16 protein-coding genes and 1 tRNA gene are annotated in these 15,869 nt (G+C 41.1%); 10 read left to right on the plus strand and 7 right to left on the minus strand.

The features are described from left to right. Position 1 precedes the first annotated feature (1 nt). Genes IEV36_RS03990 through IEV36_RS04020 form a run of 7 tightly spaced genes read left to right on the plus strand, consistent with a single transcriptional unit; the run spans position 2 to position 5,278 of the window. Positions 2-556, plus strand: a complete 555-nt coding sequence (locus IEV36_RS03990; RefSeq protein WP_005259629.1) for a DUF3261 domain-containing protein — start codon at positions 2-4, stop codon at positions 554-556. Then, positions 553-1,755, plus strand: coding sequence for a beta-ketoacyl-[acyl-carrier-protein] synthase family protein (locus IEV36_RS03995; protein WP_005259614.1), 1,203 nt, complete (start codon positions 553-555; stop codon positions 1,753-1,755). Before IEV36_RS03990 ends, IEV36_RS03995 begins: the two co-directional genes overlap by 4 nt. After that, positions 1,756-2,193, plus strand: coding sequence for a hotdog family protein (locus tag IEV36_RS04000; protein ID WP_005259613.1), 438 nt, complete (start codon positions 1,756-1,758; stop codon positions 2,191-2,193). Positions 2,194-2,201: 8 nt separating this feature from the next. Further along, positions 2,202-2,927 carry a 3-ketoacyl-ACP reductase FabG2 gene (locus IEV36_RS04005; RefSeq protein WP_005259612.1) on the plus strand — a complete coding sequence of 242 codons (726 nt, stop codon included), beginning with the start codon at positions 2,202-2,204 and terminating at the stop codon, positions 2,925-2,927. After that, positions 2,927-4,150, plus strand: a complete 1,224-nt coding sequence (locus IEV36_RS04010; RefSeq protein ID WP_005259603.1) for a beta-ketoacyl-ACP synthase — start codon at positions 2,927-2,929, stop codon at positions 4,148-4,150. Before IEV36_RS04005 ends, IEV36_RS04010 begins: the two co-directional genes overlap by 1 nt. Before the next feature lie 14 nt (positions 4,151-4,164). Beyond that, positions 4,165-4,599, plus strand: a complete 435-nt coding sequence (locus tag IEV36_RS04015) for a hypothetical protein (protein ID WP_004775590.1) — start codon at positions 4,165-4,167, stop codon at positions 4,597-4,599. Positions 4,600-4,624: 25 nt separating this feature from the next. Then, positions 4,625-5,278: a 4'-phosphopantetheinyl transferase family protein gene (locus IEV36_RS04020; RefSeq protein ID WP_005259601.1), complete on the plus strand. Its 654-nt coding sequence runs from the start codon at positions 4,625-4,627 to the stop codon at positions 5,276-5,278. A gap of 83 nt (positions 5,279-5,361) precedes the next feature. Here IEV36_RS04020 and secF read toward each other — a convergent pair whose 3' ends face one another. The 7 genes from secF to queA form a co-directional block, all read right to left on the minus strand. Continuing rightward, the gene (gene secF / locus IEV36_RS04025) at positions 5,362-6,330 is read right to left on the minus strand and encodes a protein translocase subunit SecF (RefSeq protein WP_005259599.1); all 969 of its coding nucleotides are present in this window, start codon (positions 6,328-6,330) and stop codon (positions 5,362-5,364) included. A 10-nt stretch (positions 6,331-6,340) separates the two neighbouring features. Further along, a complete protein-coding gene (gene secD / locus IEV36_RS04030; protein ID WP_005259597.1) occupies positions 6,341-8,242 on the minus strand; it encodes a protein translocase subunit SecD in 1,902 nt (633 codons plus the stop codon). A gap of 51 nt (positions 8,243-8,293) precedes the next feature. After that, positions 8,294-8,623, minus strand: a complete 330-nt coding sequence (yajC, locus tag IEV36_RS04035; protein WP_004775585.1) for a preprotein translocase subunit YajC — start codon at positions 8,621-8,623, stop codon at positions 8,294-8,296. Positions 8,624-8,721: 98 nt separating this feature from the next. Next, complete coding sequence (gene tgt / locus IEV36_RS04040; RefSeq protein WP_005259594.1) at positions 8,722-9,852, minus strand: tRNA guanosine(34) transglycosylase Tgt; 1,131 nt, start codon at positions 9,850-9,852, stop codon at positions 8,722-8,724. 388 nt (positions 9,853-10,240) lie between these two features. Then, positions 10,241-10,810: a LemA family protein gene (locus IEV36_RS04045; protein ID WP_004775583.1), complete on the minus strand. Its 570-nt coding sequence runs from the start codon at positions 10,808-10,810 to the stop codon at positions 10,241-10,243. A gap of 62 nt (positions 10,811-10,872) precedes the next feature. Beyond that, entirely contained in the window at positions 10,873-11,901 is a 1,029-nt protein-coding gene (locus IEV36_RS04050) for a hypothetical protein (protein ID WP_005259592.1), read from the minus strand. Positions 11,902-12,075: 174 nt separating this feature from the next. Continuing rightward, positions 12,076-13,113, minus strand: coding sequence for a tRNA preQ1(34) S-adenosylmethionine ribosyltransferase-isomerase QueA (gene queA, locus IEV36_RS04055; protein WP_005259590.1), 1,038 nt, complete (start codon positions 13,111-13,113; stop codon positions 12,076-12,078). Between the two features lie 180 nt (positions 13,114-13,293). Between queA and IEV36_RS04060 the strand changes: the two genes are divergently transcribed. The 3 genes from IEV36_RS04060 to IEV36_RS04070 all read left to right on the plus strand — a co-directional run bounded on the left by IEV36_RS04060 (position 13,294) and on the right by IEV36_RS04070 (position 15,770). Beyond that, a tRNA-Leu gene (locus IEV36_RS04060) sits at positions 13,294-13,380 on the plus strand. 436 nt (positions 13,381-13,816) lie between these two features. Then, positions 13,817-15,016, plus strand: coding sequence for a hypothetical protein (locus tag IEV36_RS04065; RefSeq protein WP_005259588.1), 1,200 nt, complete (start codon positions 13,817-13,819; stop codon positions 15,014-15,016). Between the two features lie 163 nt (positions 15,017-15,179). Beyond that, positions 15,180-15,770 carry a hypothetical protein gene (locus IEV36_RS04070; RefSeq protein ID WP_005259587.1) on the plus strand — a complete coding sequence of 197 codons (591 nt, stop codon included), beginning with the start codon at positions 15,180-15,182 and terminating at the stop codon, positions 15,768-15,770. The last annotated feature ends 99 nt before the right edge of the window (positions 15,771-15,869 follow it).

Here is a 15,869-nt window from a genome sequence, read left to right on the forward strand (position 1 = left end):
TATGCAACGGATTTGGGCCAGCCTATTGTGCTGTAGTGTATTAGTATTTACGGGCTGTCAGCTGACACCGCATGCGCAAGGGCTGCAAAGCAGCCATTGGCCTGCGCAGCAATATCAACGACAAGATCAAGTTGAAGTGCAGTGGAAAGACAAGAGCTTTAGTTTTTTGCTATATCAGCAGCAGCAGGGACAACAGCTTAGTCTGGTGGGTCTTGGACTGACAGGACAAGCCTTGTTTCAGTTGCAGTTTGATGGACAGCAGGTCAAGGTGCAGCAACGCATTGACCAGATGCGCTTACTTCCTTTTGAGTTTGTGGTTCGGGATATTTTATTTGCAACTTATCCTGAATTTGCAACTTTGGGACAGCAAGGCGTCACTGTTAACAATGGCGAGCATCAACAACAGGTGTTGATTCAGCAGAAAGTCATTTTGCAGATCCAGAAAAATGGCAGTTCAATTGAGTTGGATAATGTGCAAGTCCCTTATCGCATGACTTTAAGTCCGATTGAAAATACTTTAAATAGTGATCAACCTGAGCAAGGGATGCAGCCATGAGTCATTCTTTATCTCAGCAAGCACCGTTGCAAGCGGTTGGTATTCCCCTCAGTGTCGGACTATCCGCATTAGGTCAGGATATTCAGTACATTCGCGAACGTTTAACGACGCCTGACAATACCCTGACACTGGAAACAGGATTTTTAGCTGATCGCCCAGTTTGGGTAGGGCGTTATGCAGATGCATTAATTGAAACCGTGCCAGAACCTTTAAAGATATTTGATTCGCGGAATCTACGTTTTGCCTTGACGGCGCTGCAAAAAATTGAGGTTGAGCTCCAACAGCAGATTGCAGGGATTGATCCAAAACGTCTCAGTATTGTGATGGGAACTTCAACCTCAGGCATTTCTGACAGTGAGAAATTACTCAAGCAGTATTTTAATGGCGATGAAACGCTTGAAATTTCACATCAGCCACAGGAAATGGGCTGTCTGGCAAAAGCACTGCAACATTATTTAGATTGGCAGGGCGCTGCTTATACCATTTCGACGGCTTGCTCATCGAGTGCCAAAGCATTTGCTGCGGGACAGCGTTTAATTCAGGCTGGATTGGCAGATGCGGTACTGGTGGGCGGTGTCGATAGCTTATGTCAATTGACTTTAAACGGGTTTAATAGTCTGGAAAGCTTATCTACTGATATTTGCCAACCCTGCGGTGTCAATCGTGATGGAATTAATATTGGTGAAGCTGCTGCATTATTTTTACTAACCAAGGCATCTGCACCTATCATGCTCTATGGTGTGGGTGAGTCGATGGATGCATGGCATATTTCTGCACCTCATCCTGAAGGTTTAGGGGCTGCGACAGCGATGCAGCGCGCTTTAGAAAGTGCCGCGGTTACATCTGAACAGGTGGGATATATCAATTTGCATGGGACTGCCACACCGCAAAATGATGCAATGGAAATCAAGGCAGTTCGGCAAATCTTCTATGCTCAGCATGTGGCATTAAGCAGTACCAAGCATAAGACAGGACATTGTTTGGGTGCTGCGGGGGCCATAGAAGCTTTTATTTGTACCCAGTTATTAAAAGATCAGAACTGGTTGCCCTTACATCAACACACAGAAATTGATCCTGATCTGGCGGATCAGCACTATGTTACTGATTCTCAGCAGACTGGGAATATTAAGTATGTGTTGAGTAACTCTTTTGCTTTTGGGGGCAGTAATATCAGCTTATTATTTGGTGTGGGAACATAAATGAAACTGGATGCAATTCAATATATTCCGCACGAACAGCCCATGGTCTTTATTGATCATCTGGTTGAGGTCAATGAAGGTTATGCGATTGCTGAACTGACCATTCGACCTGAGTTAATGTTCTGTGAAGCAGCAGGTTTGCCAACATGGACAAGCATTGAAATTATGGCACAGACCATTAGTGCTTATTCTGGCTGGATGGGACAGCAATTACAGCAAGCGCCCAAGGTCGGCTTCCTATTGGGAACACGAAAACTTCAATTACCTTTTGCCTATTTTTCACTTGGGCAGACACTAAAAATTCGGGTTGAACAGCAATATCTGCATGAAGGCTTAGGGCAGTTTTCTTGTGAAATTCACTGCAATGCGCAGGTGATTAGTGCCATGTTAAGTGTTTATGAGCCGACAGATCCATCGACACAGACTTTATCGTTTTAGGAACAACAATGAATAGAAGAATATTAGTGACAGGCTCAAGTCGTGGCATTGGTAAAGCAATTGCATTGCAACTGGCTCGAGCGGGTTTTGATGTCACCATTCATGCGCGTTCGCGTGAAGCAGAAGCCGTGCAAGTGGTCGAACAGATTCAAAGTCTTGGGCAAAACAGCCATTATTTATTATTTGATGTGAATCAACGTGAACTGGTTAAAAGCCTATTAGAACAAGATGTTGAGCAGCATGGGGCTTTCTATGGTGTGGTGCTGAATGCGGGTCTTACTCATGACGGTGCATTTCCAGCTTTAACCGATCAGGACTGGGATGAAGTCATTTCGACCTCGTTAGATGGGTTTTATAATGTGCTTAAGCCTTTGATTATGCCGATGATCCATTTGCGTAAAGGTGGGCGTATTGTCACACTTTCTTCGGTATCTGGGATTATGGGCAATCGTGGACAAGTGAATTATAGTGCAGCAAAAGCAGGGCTGATCGGCGCGACTAAAGCATTGGCTCTGGAATTAGCCAAGCGCAAAATTACGGTGAATTGTGTTGCACCAGGCCTGATTGAAACCGAAATGGTCACTGAAGAAGTTAAGGAACACGCCTTAAAAATGATTCCAATGCAACGCATGGGACAGGTCGATGAAGTTGCTGGTGTGGTGAAATTCTTATGTTCAGATGAGGCATCGTATATTACCCGTCAGGTGATTTCGGTCAATGGAGGACTGATCTGATGAAGCGTGTTGTGGTTACAGGCATGGCAGGTATTACCTCATTAGGTGAAACTGCGGATGAAATTTTTGCGCAATTCCATGCGGGTAAAAGTGGCATTTGCTATATGCCTGAGTGGGAGCAATATCCAGATTTAAGAACCAAGTTGGCGGGACCTGTTAGTAGCTTTCAGGTTGCCAAGCATTTTAACCGCAAGGTCACGCGTGGTATGGGGCGGGTTGCACTTATGTCCGTGATCAGTGCGGAAAATGCGTTACAGGATGCAGGGCTTATTGATCACGAGATCCTGAAAAGTGGTGATGCTGGGGTGGCTTTCGGTTCTTCGGCAGGTAGCGTCGATGCCGTTCGCGAGTTTGGTAATATGTTGATTGATCAGGATATGAGTAAGATCAATGCCACCACTTATATCCGGATGATGTCCCATACCAGCGCCGTGAATATGACGGTCTACTTCGGTTTAAAAGGATTAACTTTACCGACTTCAAGCGCATGTACCTCAGGTTCAATGGCCATTGGTCAGGCTTATGAAGCGATTAAATATGGCAAACAGACTGTCATGATTGCAGGCGGCGCAGAGGAACTGAGTGCCGCAGGAGCAGCAGTTTTTGATGTGCTATTGGCCACCAGTGGAATGAATGATCATCCTGAAAAATCACCCCGTCCATTTGATACACAACGTGATGGCTTAGTGATTGGTGAAGGTGCGGGTAGCCTGATTCTTGAAGAATATGAACATGCCAAGCAGCGTGGCGCCACGATCTATGCTGAAATTATTGGCTATGCAAGCAATACCGATGGACAACATGTCACCAGACCTGATACTGAAAGAATGGGACAATGCATGCAAATGGCGCTTAAAGATGCCAAGCTGAATGCCAGCCAGATTGATTATGTCAATGCACATGGAACTTCTACCGATCAGGGCGATATTGCAGAAAGTCAGGCCACTGCACGAATATTAGGACGTAAACCGATTAGTTCCTTAAAAAGCTATTTTGGACATACTTTAGGTGCTTGCGGTGCAATCGAGGCATGGTTAGGAATTGAAATGATGCAGCGCGGACAATTGATTCCCACCCTGAATCTGGATGAAATCGATCCACAATGTGGTGATCTGGATTATATTACTCAACAGGTAAGAACGAGTGATATCAATATAATGATGAGCAATAACTTTGCTTTTGGCGGTATTAATACGTCACTGATTTTTAAACGTGTAACATAACGAGGGGCATAATAATGTCAATGAAACAATTATTTCTAGCAACAATTTTAAGCACAGGTTTTGCTGCATCTGTTCAAGCTGCCGATACTGTACATAATTTTGATTTTAAAGCTGCTGTAGATCGTGCGGTTGCTGATGGTACTTTAGATGGGAGCGTAAAGTTCTATCTGAAAGGAAATAAAGCAGGTGGCAAGGTGTTAGAACAAGATATCGTGACCAATCAGAAGACCAATGGCTTTGGTAAGTCTGCTGAAAAGTCATGTGACTGGGTGCTTCGTTCTGCATTGATACAGTTAGACAAAGCTGCGAAAGCACGTGGCGCCAATGCTGTGACGAATATTGTGAGCTATTTTAAAAAGAATGAAGCACAAAGCTCAACCACCTATCAATGCTATAAAGGCATGGCGGTAGCGAGTGTTGCGCTCAAAGGCGATCTTGTTAAATTTTAAGCATAGATAAGATCAGGTTAAGCCAATGACGACACGTGAAATTGAAATCCATGTTCAGGCATTGGCTCAACTGCTTGAAAAGAATAAAACAGATTTTGCTGATTTAAGAAGCTTTAATCATTATAAAAAACAGCAGATTCAGGCCCGACGTAATCAGTTGCTTTCCCATCAACTGGATTGCTGCATAGATAAATTGATTTTTGCCAAACATGAGCATGGCAAACCTTTTTTAAGCTCTCATTCCTTACATTTTAATCATTCGCATAGTCAGCAATATTATGCGTTGGCAATGAGTGAGCGTGTTCAAGATATCGGTATTGATGTTGAGGAGCTAGATCGAAAAGTCCGTTACGATGCTTTGGCGCAGCATGCATTTCATCCCGAGGAATACCATATTTGGCAACAGCAAGATCAGGATCTGGAATATTGGTTTAGAGTTTGGACCACCAAAGAAGCGATTTTAAAAGCCTCTGGTTTAGGGATTCGTCTGGATCTGAATAGCTTGAATACGCAGGTTCATCCCTCAAATCAGGGCGGCATGTGTTCACATCCATTGATTGGAACTTTTGCGTATCAGAACTTTATCCTGAACCAGAAAATCGTGGTGACTATCGCATGGCGGGCAGAGCAGTCTTGCCGAGGTTTTCAGTTTCCAAAAATTCAGATTGTTCAGCATTAAGGCCGATAGGTATATCAGATTTTAACGCGATAAAAAATGCCAGCAATTGCTGGCATTTTATTTGAATCCAAGAGGAGAGGGATTTAAGGAATCTCTTCTTCTTCAAATTCAGGTTTAACTTGAACAATAAAGTCCTGACGATTCAGACCACGCCATAAAGCGAATGCTGTACCGATATAAATCGATGAGTAAGTCCCCACGAATACACCGACAAACATGGCAACAGAGAACCAGTGTAAGCCATCACCACCCAAGAACATCATGGCAAGTACCACGAGTAATAAGGTCATCGAGGTGTGGATGGTACGACGTAAGGTTTCTGTCAGTGCAATATCAACGATTTCACGAGGTGTGGCACCGCGAATCTTACGGAAGTTCTCACGGATACGATCCGATACAACGATGTTATCGTTGAGCGAGAAACCAATCACCGCAAGTACCGCAGCTAATACGGTTAAGTCGAAAGGCCATTGGAACAATGCGAATGCACCGATGATAATGATGATGTCGTGGAATAACGACATGACCGCACCCATTGCGAGTTTAAACTCGAAGCGGATGGTCACGTAGATCAGCATCAAGATCAATGCAAGCGCCACTGCACCCGCAGAACGAACATAAAGTTCATTACCTACTGCACCACCGACAGAGTCCACTTTATGAACTTCTACGGTGTTATTTGGCAATTGCACCGCTTTGGTGATGCTATTGCTCAGATCTTCGACGTCCAGATCTTCTTGTACAGGCATACGGACGATCAGATCCGTATTACTTCCTAGAGTTTGTACCACTGCATCTTTAAAGCCAGCACGATCAAGTGCCTGCACCACTTGCGATGGCTGAACCCCTTGCTTGTAGTTCAATTCAGCAGAAATACCGCCAGTGAAGTCCAAACCGAGGTTTAGACCTTTGGTCGCGATAAAGAAGATACTCGCAATCGTCAGCAGGATCGAGAAGATAGCCGCAGGTTTGGCAATCTTCATGAACGGGATAATTTTCAGGTTATCCGGGCGACCGTATTGTTTTGAGTCTTGTTGAGTCAGATCAGTCATGTGAATCTCCTTAAATACTCAACTTTTTCAAATTACGGCGTTTGCCATAAATGAGCTGTACGATGGCACGAGTTACGGTAATTGCAGTAAACATCGAACACACAATACCAATCATCAAGGTCACAGCGAAGCCTTTAATCGGGCCTGTACCAATAGCGAATAAGATAAACGCAACCAGGAATGTGGTTAAGTTCGAGTCAAGAATGGTGTTATAGGCTCGATCATAACCCGCCACAATCGCCTGTTTTGGCGAGGCGCCCCAGAGCATTTCTTCCCGTATTCGTTCACAGATCAGGACGTTGGCATCGACCGCCATACCGATGGTAATGACGATACCCGCAATACCTGGCAGGGTGAGGGAAGCCCCAATCCAAGACATCACGGTTAAGATCATGGCAAGGTTAAAGACCAAGGCAAAGTTTGCGATTAAACCGAATAAACGGAAGAATACAACCATCCAGATCGCAACCAGTAAGAAGCCGATCTGAGTCGATAACACACCTTTGTCAATGTTTTCCTGACCTAAGCTTGGACCAACCACACGTTCTTCTACGAAGTACATCGGCGCAGCAAGTGCACCTGCACGAAGCATTAAAGCAAGCTCAGCCGCTTCTTGTGGTGAATCTAGACCTGTAATACGGAATTGTGAACCAAGCACCGCCTGAATGGTTGCAGCATTGATCACGACAGATTCAGTATATGGGGTACGAACTTCGGTTTGAACGCCAGTATTCGGGTCTGCAACGTAAGAGATTTTTTGTTTATTTTCAATAAACAGTACCGCCATACGTTTGCCGACAGCACCACGTGTCGCATCTGACATGAGCTTACCGCCCGCAGTGTCTAACGTGATGTTTACTTCGGCGCCGCCTGAGTCCTGACTAAAGCCAGAGCTTGCATTCTGAACACGTTCACCCGTCAAGATACGGTTACGTTGCAACAGTAATTGACGACCGCTATCAAGTGATTGGTAAGCGAACACTTCAGTGCCTGGAGGAAGTGGCTGACCGTTATATTTACCCGTATATGGATCGATATATTGATCATTACTATCCGCAACCAGACGGAACTCTAAGTTTGCTGTACGACCCAAGACACGTTTTGCTTCTGCTGTATCTTGGACACCGGGTAATTCAACCACAATACGGTTGCTACCTTGTGTTTGTACCAAAGCTTCTGCCACACCGAGTTCGTTAATACGGTTACGTAAGGTGGTTAAGTTTTGGTTCACTGCATAAGATTGAATTTCCTGACGACGTGTATCGGTATAATTCAGTCTTAAGGTTGCACCAGATGAAGTCGCAACAGCCTGTTGTGTAAACTCATTCCCATTGCGACGCAAGAAATCAGTCGCTGCATCACGGTCTGCATTGTTTGCAAACTGGACAGTAATGGTGTTGTTGTTTAACGCCAAGTTGTTAAATTTGATTTTGTTATCACGGAATTGACGACGCAAATCAGTCGCAGATGTTTCCATACGCTGACTAATTGCTTTATCCATGTCGACTTCGAGCAAGAAGTGTACACCGCCACGTAAGTCCAAACCGAGTTTCATCGGTTTCGCACCAATCTTCTGCAACCACTCAGGTGTGGTCGGCGCAAGGTTGAGTGCAACTACATAGTCATCACCGAGATCACGACGAAGGACTTCTTTCGCTTTTAACTGCGCTTCAGAAGAGCTTAAACGTAATAATGCCGCGTTGTTGGTGAAGCTATTGTCGTGACTGCTAATATCGGCAGTTTTTAAAATCTGCTCAGCTTTTTGCACGATGGTCTGATCAATCTTGGTGCCTGCTTTGGCCCCAGAAATCTGGACAGCAGGTTCATCTGGATACAGACTTGGAAGTGCATATAACGTACTGATCACAAGGACAACCAGGATCAGTAAATATTTCCATGCAGGGTAACGCATTCGCTTTCTTCTTAAATGAAAAAGTCGTGCTGAGGCACGACTATTTTATGATTAAAGGTTATTTAATGTGCCTTCAGGTAATACTGAAATGACACTCGCACGCTGGATTTTTACTTCAACACCACGAGTGAGTTCAACAACTGCAAAGTCACCTTCGAGTTTGATAATTTTCCCCATTAAACCACCAGCAAACACGATTTCGCTGCCTACACCCAAGCTTTCGATTAAAGAACGATGTTCTTTGGCACGTTTCGCTTGTGGTCTCCAGATCAAGAAGTAGAAAATTGCGATAAATACCGCGATCATCAACAAGTTAGCCATCAAGCTTGGACCTTGTGTCGCAGCAGGGGCAGCGTGAGCAGTAGAGATGAAAAGACTCATTTCGTTTTCCTAAAATTAAAAAGCCAAAAAATTAACAATAAATTCCAATTCGTTTTGCAATGTACCTTGTCTTGCGATCAGGCGCAAATCTTGATGAATTAATCTTCAGGGCAAGGTGGAACGTCTAATCCACGACGTGCATAAAAGTCCTGAACGTATTCATCAAATGTGCCGTTATCCAGTGCATCACGTATGCCTTGCGTAAGGCGTTGGTAGTAACGCAAGTTATGGATTGTGCCGAGCATTGATGCCAGCATTTCACCGCACTTCTCTAAATGATATAAATAGGCACGCGTAAAGTTTTTACAAGTGTAGCAATCGCAATGTGGGTCTAATGGCCCTTTATCATGACGATATTTGCTGTTACGGATTCTAACCAGACCATCGGTCACAAAATAATGGCCATTACGTGCGTTACGGGTTGGCATCACGCAATCAAACATATCGACACCACGGCGCACCGCTTCCACGATATCTTCTGGTTTACCTACACCCATCAAGTAACGTGGTTTGTCTTGTGGCATTTTGTTTGGTAAATAATCAAGTACCTTGATCATTTCTTCTTTCGGTTCACCTACCGACAAGCCACCAATCGCATAACCATCAAAACCAACTTCTAACAAGCCTTTCAGTGACTCATCACGTAGGTCTTCGTACATGCCACCTTGAATGATGCCGAATAAAGCATTTTTATTCTTGAGCTCATCATGGTGGTGGGTTTTACAACGTTTTGCCCAGCGTAAAGAAAGCTGCAATGATTTTTGCGCTTCTTCATGTGTCGCAGGGTAAGGGGTACACTCATCAAAAATCATTACGATGTCTGAATTGAGTACCTGTTGAATCTCCATTGAAATCTCTGGAGACAGGAATACTTTTGAACCATCGATTGGCGAACGGAAGGTAACGCCTTCTTCTTTGATCTTACGCATTGCGCCCAAGCTAAAGACTTGGAAACCGCCAGAGTCGGTCAAAATCGGCTTATCCCATTTGATAAACTCATGCAGACCGCCGTGCTCTTTAATGACTTCCAAGCCAGGGCGTAAGTAAAGATGGAAGGTATTACCCAGAATAATTTGTGCCTGAATGTCTTCAATATCGCGTGGCAACATGCCTTTCACAGTACCGTAAGTACCGACCGGCATAAATACAGGTGTTTCGACCACACCATGCTCTAAAGTGAGTCGACCACGACGGGCGCGCCCCGACTGGCCTAATTTTTCAAATTTCATGACACTATCCATCAAGGCGAAAAAACAGTTCGCTGATCAAAAGCGGCTATTTTCCTTGATTATGGCGTCCAGTTCTACTACTAAATGTAGCGAGAGATAAAATAGATTTAGTTTGATAAGTTTTTGGTGATATTTGCTCGAATGTTGATGAGCAAATACTGATTTACGTGAATAAGGTTTTTGCATTTTGTAATGCGACATTTGTGAGGAAATTTGCTATCGAGATGGCGGCATGGATGCCGCCGCGTTAGACTGCGGTAGCAGGGATGTACCGTCAGTCTAACAAATGGTTTTGGTTACTTTTGCCAAAACAAAAGTAACTCCAACCGAAGGTTTTTACTGAAATGAGTGAGATAACTATAAGACGCTAATATGTTTAACTACCGCACTAAAAATTCGGCTTATAGTCAAAATTTTCAGTCGCCAGATTATCCTTAAACGGACGAATCGTCTTCTTGGATAAAGTCAGGGTATTGATCAAGTTGTTTGGAAACACTTCGATCTGGTTATTAAACAATTCCACGTTACGGTTAAATATCGTGATTGCCGCACCGACATTTTCATTTTGTTCCTGAATGTCATCCATCATTTTGCTATACAACGCATCCGCTTTCAGTTCAGGATAATTCTCAACCACCACATTTAAGCTGCGGATCAGCTCTTTGCTCATTTTCTCAATCTGTTGTAATTGTGAAATATCCGTATCATTGACATTAAGATTCAGAATCTGTTGACGTAACTCAGTGACTTTTTCCAAAGTTGATTTTTCAAACTGGGTATATTGATCCAGCGTCGCTTCGAGAGCTTCCAATGTTTTTACTTTCTGACGCTCGAAGTTAGCCACTTCTGACCACGCACGTTTGGTGGCATTAAAATATCGTACGATGTTGTTGCGAATAGAAACGCCCCATACGATCAGTACTACAAAAATCCCCAAAAAGATCAGTAAACCTGTCATCACATTCCCCTTATTGTTATTTCCCTTAAATTCTCGCTTTATTAAAAGAGAGCTTGGGAGAATTATTGAATTACATTTAGCATCAATTGTTGAAATCTCTGATATTGCGGCATGGTCATGGTGCGCAAGTGTCCGCGTAATGCTGGAATATCATGAATTTCACTGCGTTTACTGGCGGTTTGGAAAAGATTTTGTTCGCCCACGTAACACAGGATTTGCTCTTGATGATGATAAATTAAATCACCTGTAAAATGTTGAAAAAAATCATGTAATTTTAAGGTTAAACTCGGGCTGATTTCCTTGGCTAACTGATGTTGATTTAGTCCAAAAATATTCAATTCCTGATTAATCAAAATATCGCTGCTTTGCCATGAACTGGTATAGGGTTCAAAAAAACGGGAACGCTGATTACTGACAGCAATCCCCAAGTTGGGCATTTGAAAAATAAAGGCGCCCCACAAATCCTTGTGAATTTCTTTGACGATTTTTTTATCGTTACTTTGATCTTGCAAAATCGGCATTTCATTGACGTAGTGATATTGAAAAAGCAGCACTTGATGCGTGGTCGTGCCATCATTCCACGTCGTTGATGCATAGTGGGTGATTTCGTTGGATTCACTACCACGATTAAATAAGGGAAAATGTTGCTTTAATTTACTTATCACTAGCAGTGGTTGCGCCTGAATGGGTAAATAAGCAGGCAGTTGCTGGAACTGTAAACCATAACGTAGCACGGTAATACGTTCTTCTAAATAACGAATCACACGAGTCAGTGGTTCTTGCGGTTCATACAATAGATAAGCGAGAAAACCGGTCAGAAATGCTCCGAGCAGACTCCAGATATATTGAATATGCGGATGGAGAAAATAACCAAAGACCAGCGTTCCGATACTGATGATGCCCAGCAGGTAGGGAAGGGCATTAAAGAAACACAGATTATGGTCTTCACGCCAAGGATGCAGCGCATCTAACAAATCCTGATCGCTATGCGATTTTTGTCCAGCCTCCCACAAACGGGCGATATTTCGGAACACCTGCGCATTTTTTTTACGTCGGATATGGAGAGCTTGTTGTACTGTATCGATCGGCATGGAGGTTTTATGTCATTATAATTGCTTTGTATGAGCTGAATTATGCTTTAAATTTCAGAAACTAAGAAGTATATAATCTGAATCTGGCAATCTTTTTTATTTTAATAAATAGTGGTCTGTTTAATCTATTCTGAAAAAAATAGGCTAAACCTGAATTTAGCCTATTGATCTGTTTTAAGCGTCGAGCTTGTCCACCAACATCGCATCGCCATAACTAAAAAAGCGATAGCGTTGTTCCACTGCATGTTTATAAGCAGCCAAGATATTATCCCGATTCGACAAAGCTGAAACCAACATCAATAAGGTCGATTCTGGTAAATGGAAGTTGGTAATCAAACGATCCACGATACAGAACTGATAACCTGGATAAATAAAGATCTGTGTATCACCTGTCCACGCTGCAATTTTGCCTTGATTGGCTTGAGCTGCACTTTCCAGCGCACGAGTCGCCGTAGTGCCTACCGCAATCACTTTATTACCGCGTGCTTTGGTTGCTAAAATCAGGTCAATCGTGGCTTGCGGTACATCACACCATTCACTATGCATAATATGATTGGTAATGTCTGTAGTACGTACAGGCATAAAAGTCCCTGCACCAACATGTAAGGTCACAAATGTTTTTTGCACGCCTTTTGCTTCTAATTTTTCTAATAAGCCTTGGTCGAAATGTAGACTGGCTGTTGGCGCAGCAACACTGGCAATTTTTTCAGGATCATGGAACACGGTTTGATAACGTTCAGTATCAATCTCTTCGGCTTCACGGTTGAAATAAGGTGGAATCGGGAGCTGACCATATTGATCCAGTACCGACAAAATCGGTTGTGAAAACTTCACCACAAACAGATTTTCATGGCGACCTTGTACGGTGACAGGTACAGCATCTTCACCTATATACAGTTCTGCGCCTGCTTTTGGTGAGTTACTTGATTTGATATGGCAATGAGCAGTGTGGGTATCCAACATGCGTTCAACCAGCACTTCGATTGCGCCCCCTGTAGCACGTTTGCCTTTTAAGCGTGCTTTCATGACTTTGGTGTCATTCAGTACCAGCAAATCACCGTCTTCGAGTAGGTCGAGAATATCGGTAAAGGCATGGTCATGATATTGACCTTGGCTATCGATATGCAGCAGGCGAGATGCGCTACGGCTGTCTAACGGATAGCGAGCAATAAGTTCATCAGGGAGATCAAACGAAAAGTCGGAGAGTTGCATACATCTAAAACATTGCAAAAATTGGGCGTAGTATAGTCTTTTTTGCGTTTTCTCGCTGAGTTCGTGTGTTTATAAGCAGAAAAATATCTGAGTGATTTAAAAGTGAGCAATAAGCGATAGTTAGTGTTTGACAATAAAATCAAACAGGTTATTATACGCAACACAAAGCATCGCACTCTTCCCGAGGTGGTGAAATTGGTAGACGCGGCGGACTCAAAATCCGCTGTCAGAGATGACGTGTCGGTTCGAGTCCGACCCTCGGGACCAAGATTCAAAGACCCCAAGCTGGTATTAAAGGCTTGGGGTTTTTTAATGGGAAAATAAAAGATTATAAATAGGGTAATAAATAGTGATTAACTCGCTGGTTGAATTATTTTTATAAAAAATGATTGAAATTTTTATTTTGCATGAAAATATTTTATGCAAGAAAGTCTAGGATTGTCTTTTCATCTCATGCGAAAAATATTTTCAGGTTTCTACGCCTGATCACAGATTTTGCTGTGATTTTTAAAATATAACGATATCTTTTTTTAAAGTAAGCGTTTTTGGTTTTGGCATTCTTTTTATATTTCTAGTTGTTATTTTATTTATGGATAGAAAAATTAGTCCATTTTGATACAATGGGTTGGCTCATTGTGAGCAGATGGATCGGATCATGATGAGTCGATGCATGGGGGAAAATTTTTAAAAGTAGATAAGTATTATGGATTTAAAGTTAAAAAAAATACACAAAGTTATTGATAGTATTATAGCTCAAATTAACTATTTATTAGATAAATGCTCAGAATCTAACGATCAAAAAATTAATGAAATTAATACTCTTAAAAATTACAGTTTGTCATTTTTACCTGCTTTTAAAAATGAAATAGGTGTGAAACAAAAAATTTTAAACGATGAAGTAATTTTTAAAATTATATATGAAGGATTGAATTCAATTGATGTGAATATCCAAGAGATTAGGCTACATGATTGTGAAATTAATGAAAAGATTAGGGATTTCGTAATTCAAGTTAAAAATACTTATAATGTACGTCGTGATTTAAGGTTGATTTATACACTTGATGAAAACTTCAATAATAAATTTAATGAATTAAAAAATAATTTTTTATTGGATAGTAAAAAAGAAATAGTATTGGAGTTAGGGCAATTAAAAGAAAATTTTGATAAAACACTTCAGCAAAGTAAACAAAAATATGAATCAGAACTGAAAGAACTTCGGTTGAAATTGAAAACAATTACTGAAAATAATGACACTACTTTGAAAAATTTGTTTGATTTTTATGAGGATCAGCTTAAAGCGGTCAAAAATAGTGAGTATGAAGATAAAAGATCTAGAGATAAAATTTTTAGTGATTTCATTGGAAAATATCGAGAGGAAAAAGATTTTGTAATTGATGAAACATTGAAAGAAAAAGAAAAAATAATTAGTGAGATTAAAGTAGAAAAAGATGGAATAGTTCAAAGTTTTGAAGAATATTTTCATAAAATCCAAACTGATTGGAAAAGAATTCAGCAAATTAAAACTGAAAATGTATATTTGAATGCCTATCATAAAAATACTGCTAGATCAAAATATAGCGAGAATAAATTTATCGCTGTTACAGCATTAAGTTTATTTTTATCTGTACTAACGATTATTGCCTTTATCTTTAAAGCAATAGATTTTTCTCAATTTATCTCTATCAAAATTATGATTGTGGTGTTTTTCGGGATTTTGATCGCTTACTACTTGAAAATATCTACTCACTATCGCCGATTAGCGGATCAAGCCGAGCAAACACATCTTGAACTACTTGCATTCCCTCAATATGCAGCAGAATTAGGAGAAGAGAAATCAAGAGAAATCAAAGAACAGTTAGCTTTGAAATATTTTGGAAAAGAAATTGATGTTAGTGGTTATTAAAAGATTAGTGATATAGCGCAAGAACAACTAAAAACAAGTAGTGAACTGGTCAAAGCGGCAGCTTCACTATCAGTTGCAGGTACAAAGACTAAAGAAAGCTCTACCAGTGTCATACCGAGTAACAGTACAAACCAATCAGAAGCAAATCGAGGTTGATTTAAAAATGTATTTATCTCTTTTAATTGTTTTTATTTCAATTTTTTTATATTCAATAGCGAATAATTTGCTTAATTTTTTCTTTGCAAACAAGAGCTATGATCAATATGAAGAACTCTTTGCTAGTGGTGAGAATCTTGATGATAGCCTGATTGCTTTTCAGAAAAATCATGAAAGAAATCGCTTTCTAGGATTACGAAATGTCCCAGATTATGTACTGGATTTTATTCTCTCAAGAAGTGATCAACATCGAGCGATTAAGCTATACAACATTGCTAAAGACAACATCTTTTACAGTATGGAAAACAGTACTGTTGAAATCAAAGATGGGAAGCAATATATATTTGATAAAAATAAATCTGACAATTCTGAATTAACTGTCAAAGAAAAGTCTATCGCTGCATATATATTTTATACAGCTCTAGCTGTAGGAGTGATGGGCGTTTTTTCAAGTAAATATAATTCGGATATAAGTGCTTATTATAAAGAGTTTATTTTAATGTTTTGCTTTTCTATATTATTTTTATTTATTGGTGCATCACATGTCGTAAAGTATCAACGATTGAAGTGTGCTAAAGAATTTGTGGATCTGGGTTGATCAAATAATATTTAAGAGACTGAACATAATTGACTGGATTAGAGCTGAGATTGAAATGTTTGTATGGCTTATGGAAAGAAGAAAATATTTTGGGGTTAT

This window comes from Acinetobacter vivianii (genome assembly GCF_014635885.1).
Lineage (GTDB): Bacteria > Pseudomonadota > Gammaproteobacteria > Pseudomonadales > Moraxellaceae > Acinetobacter > Acinetobacter vivianii.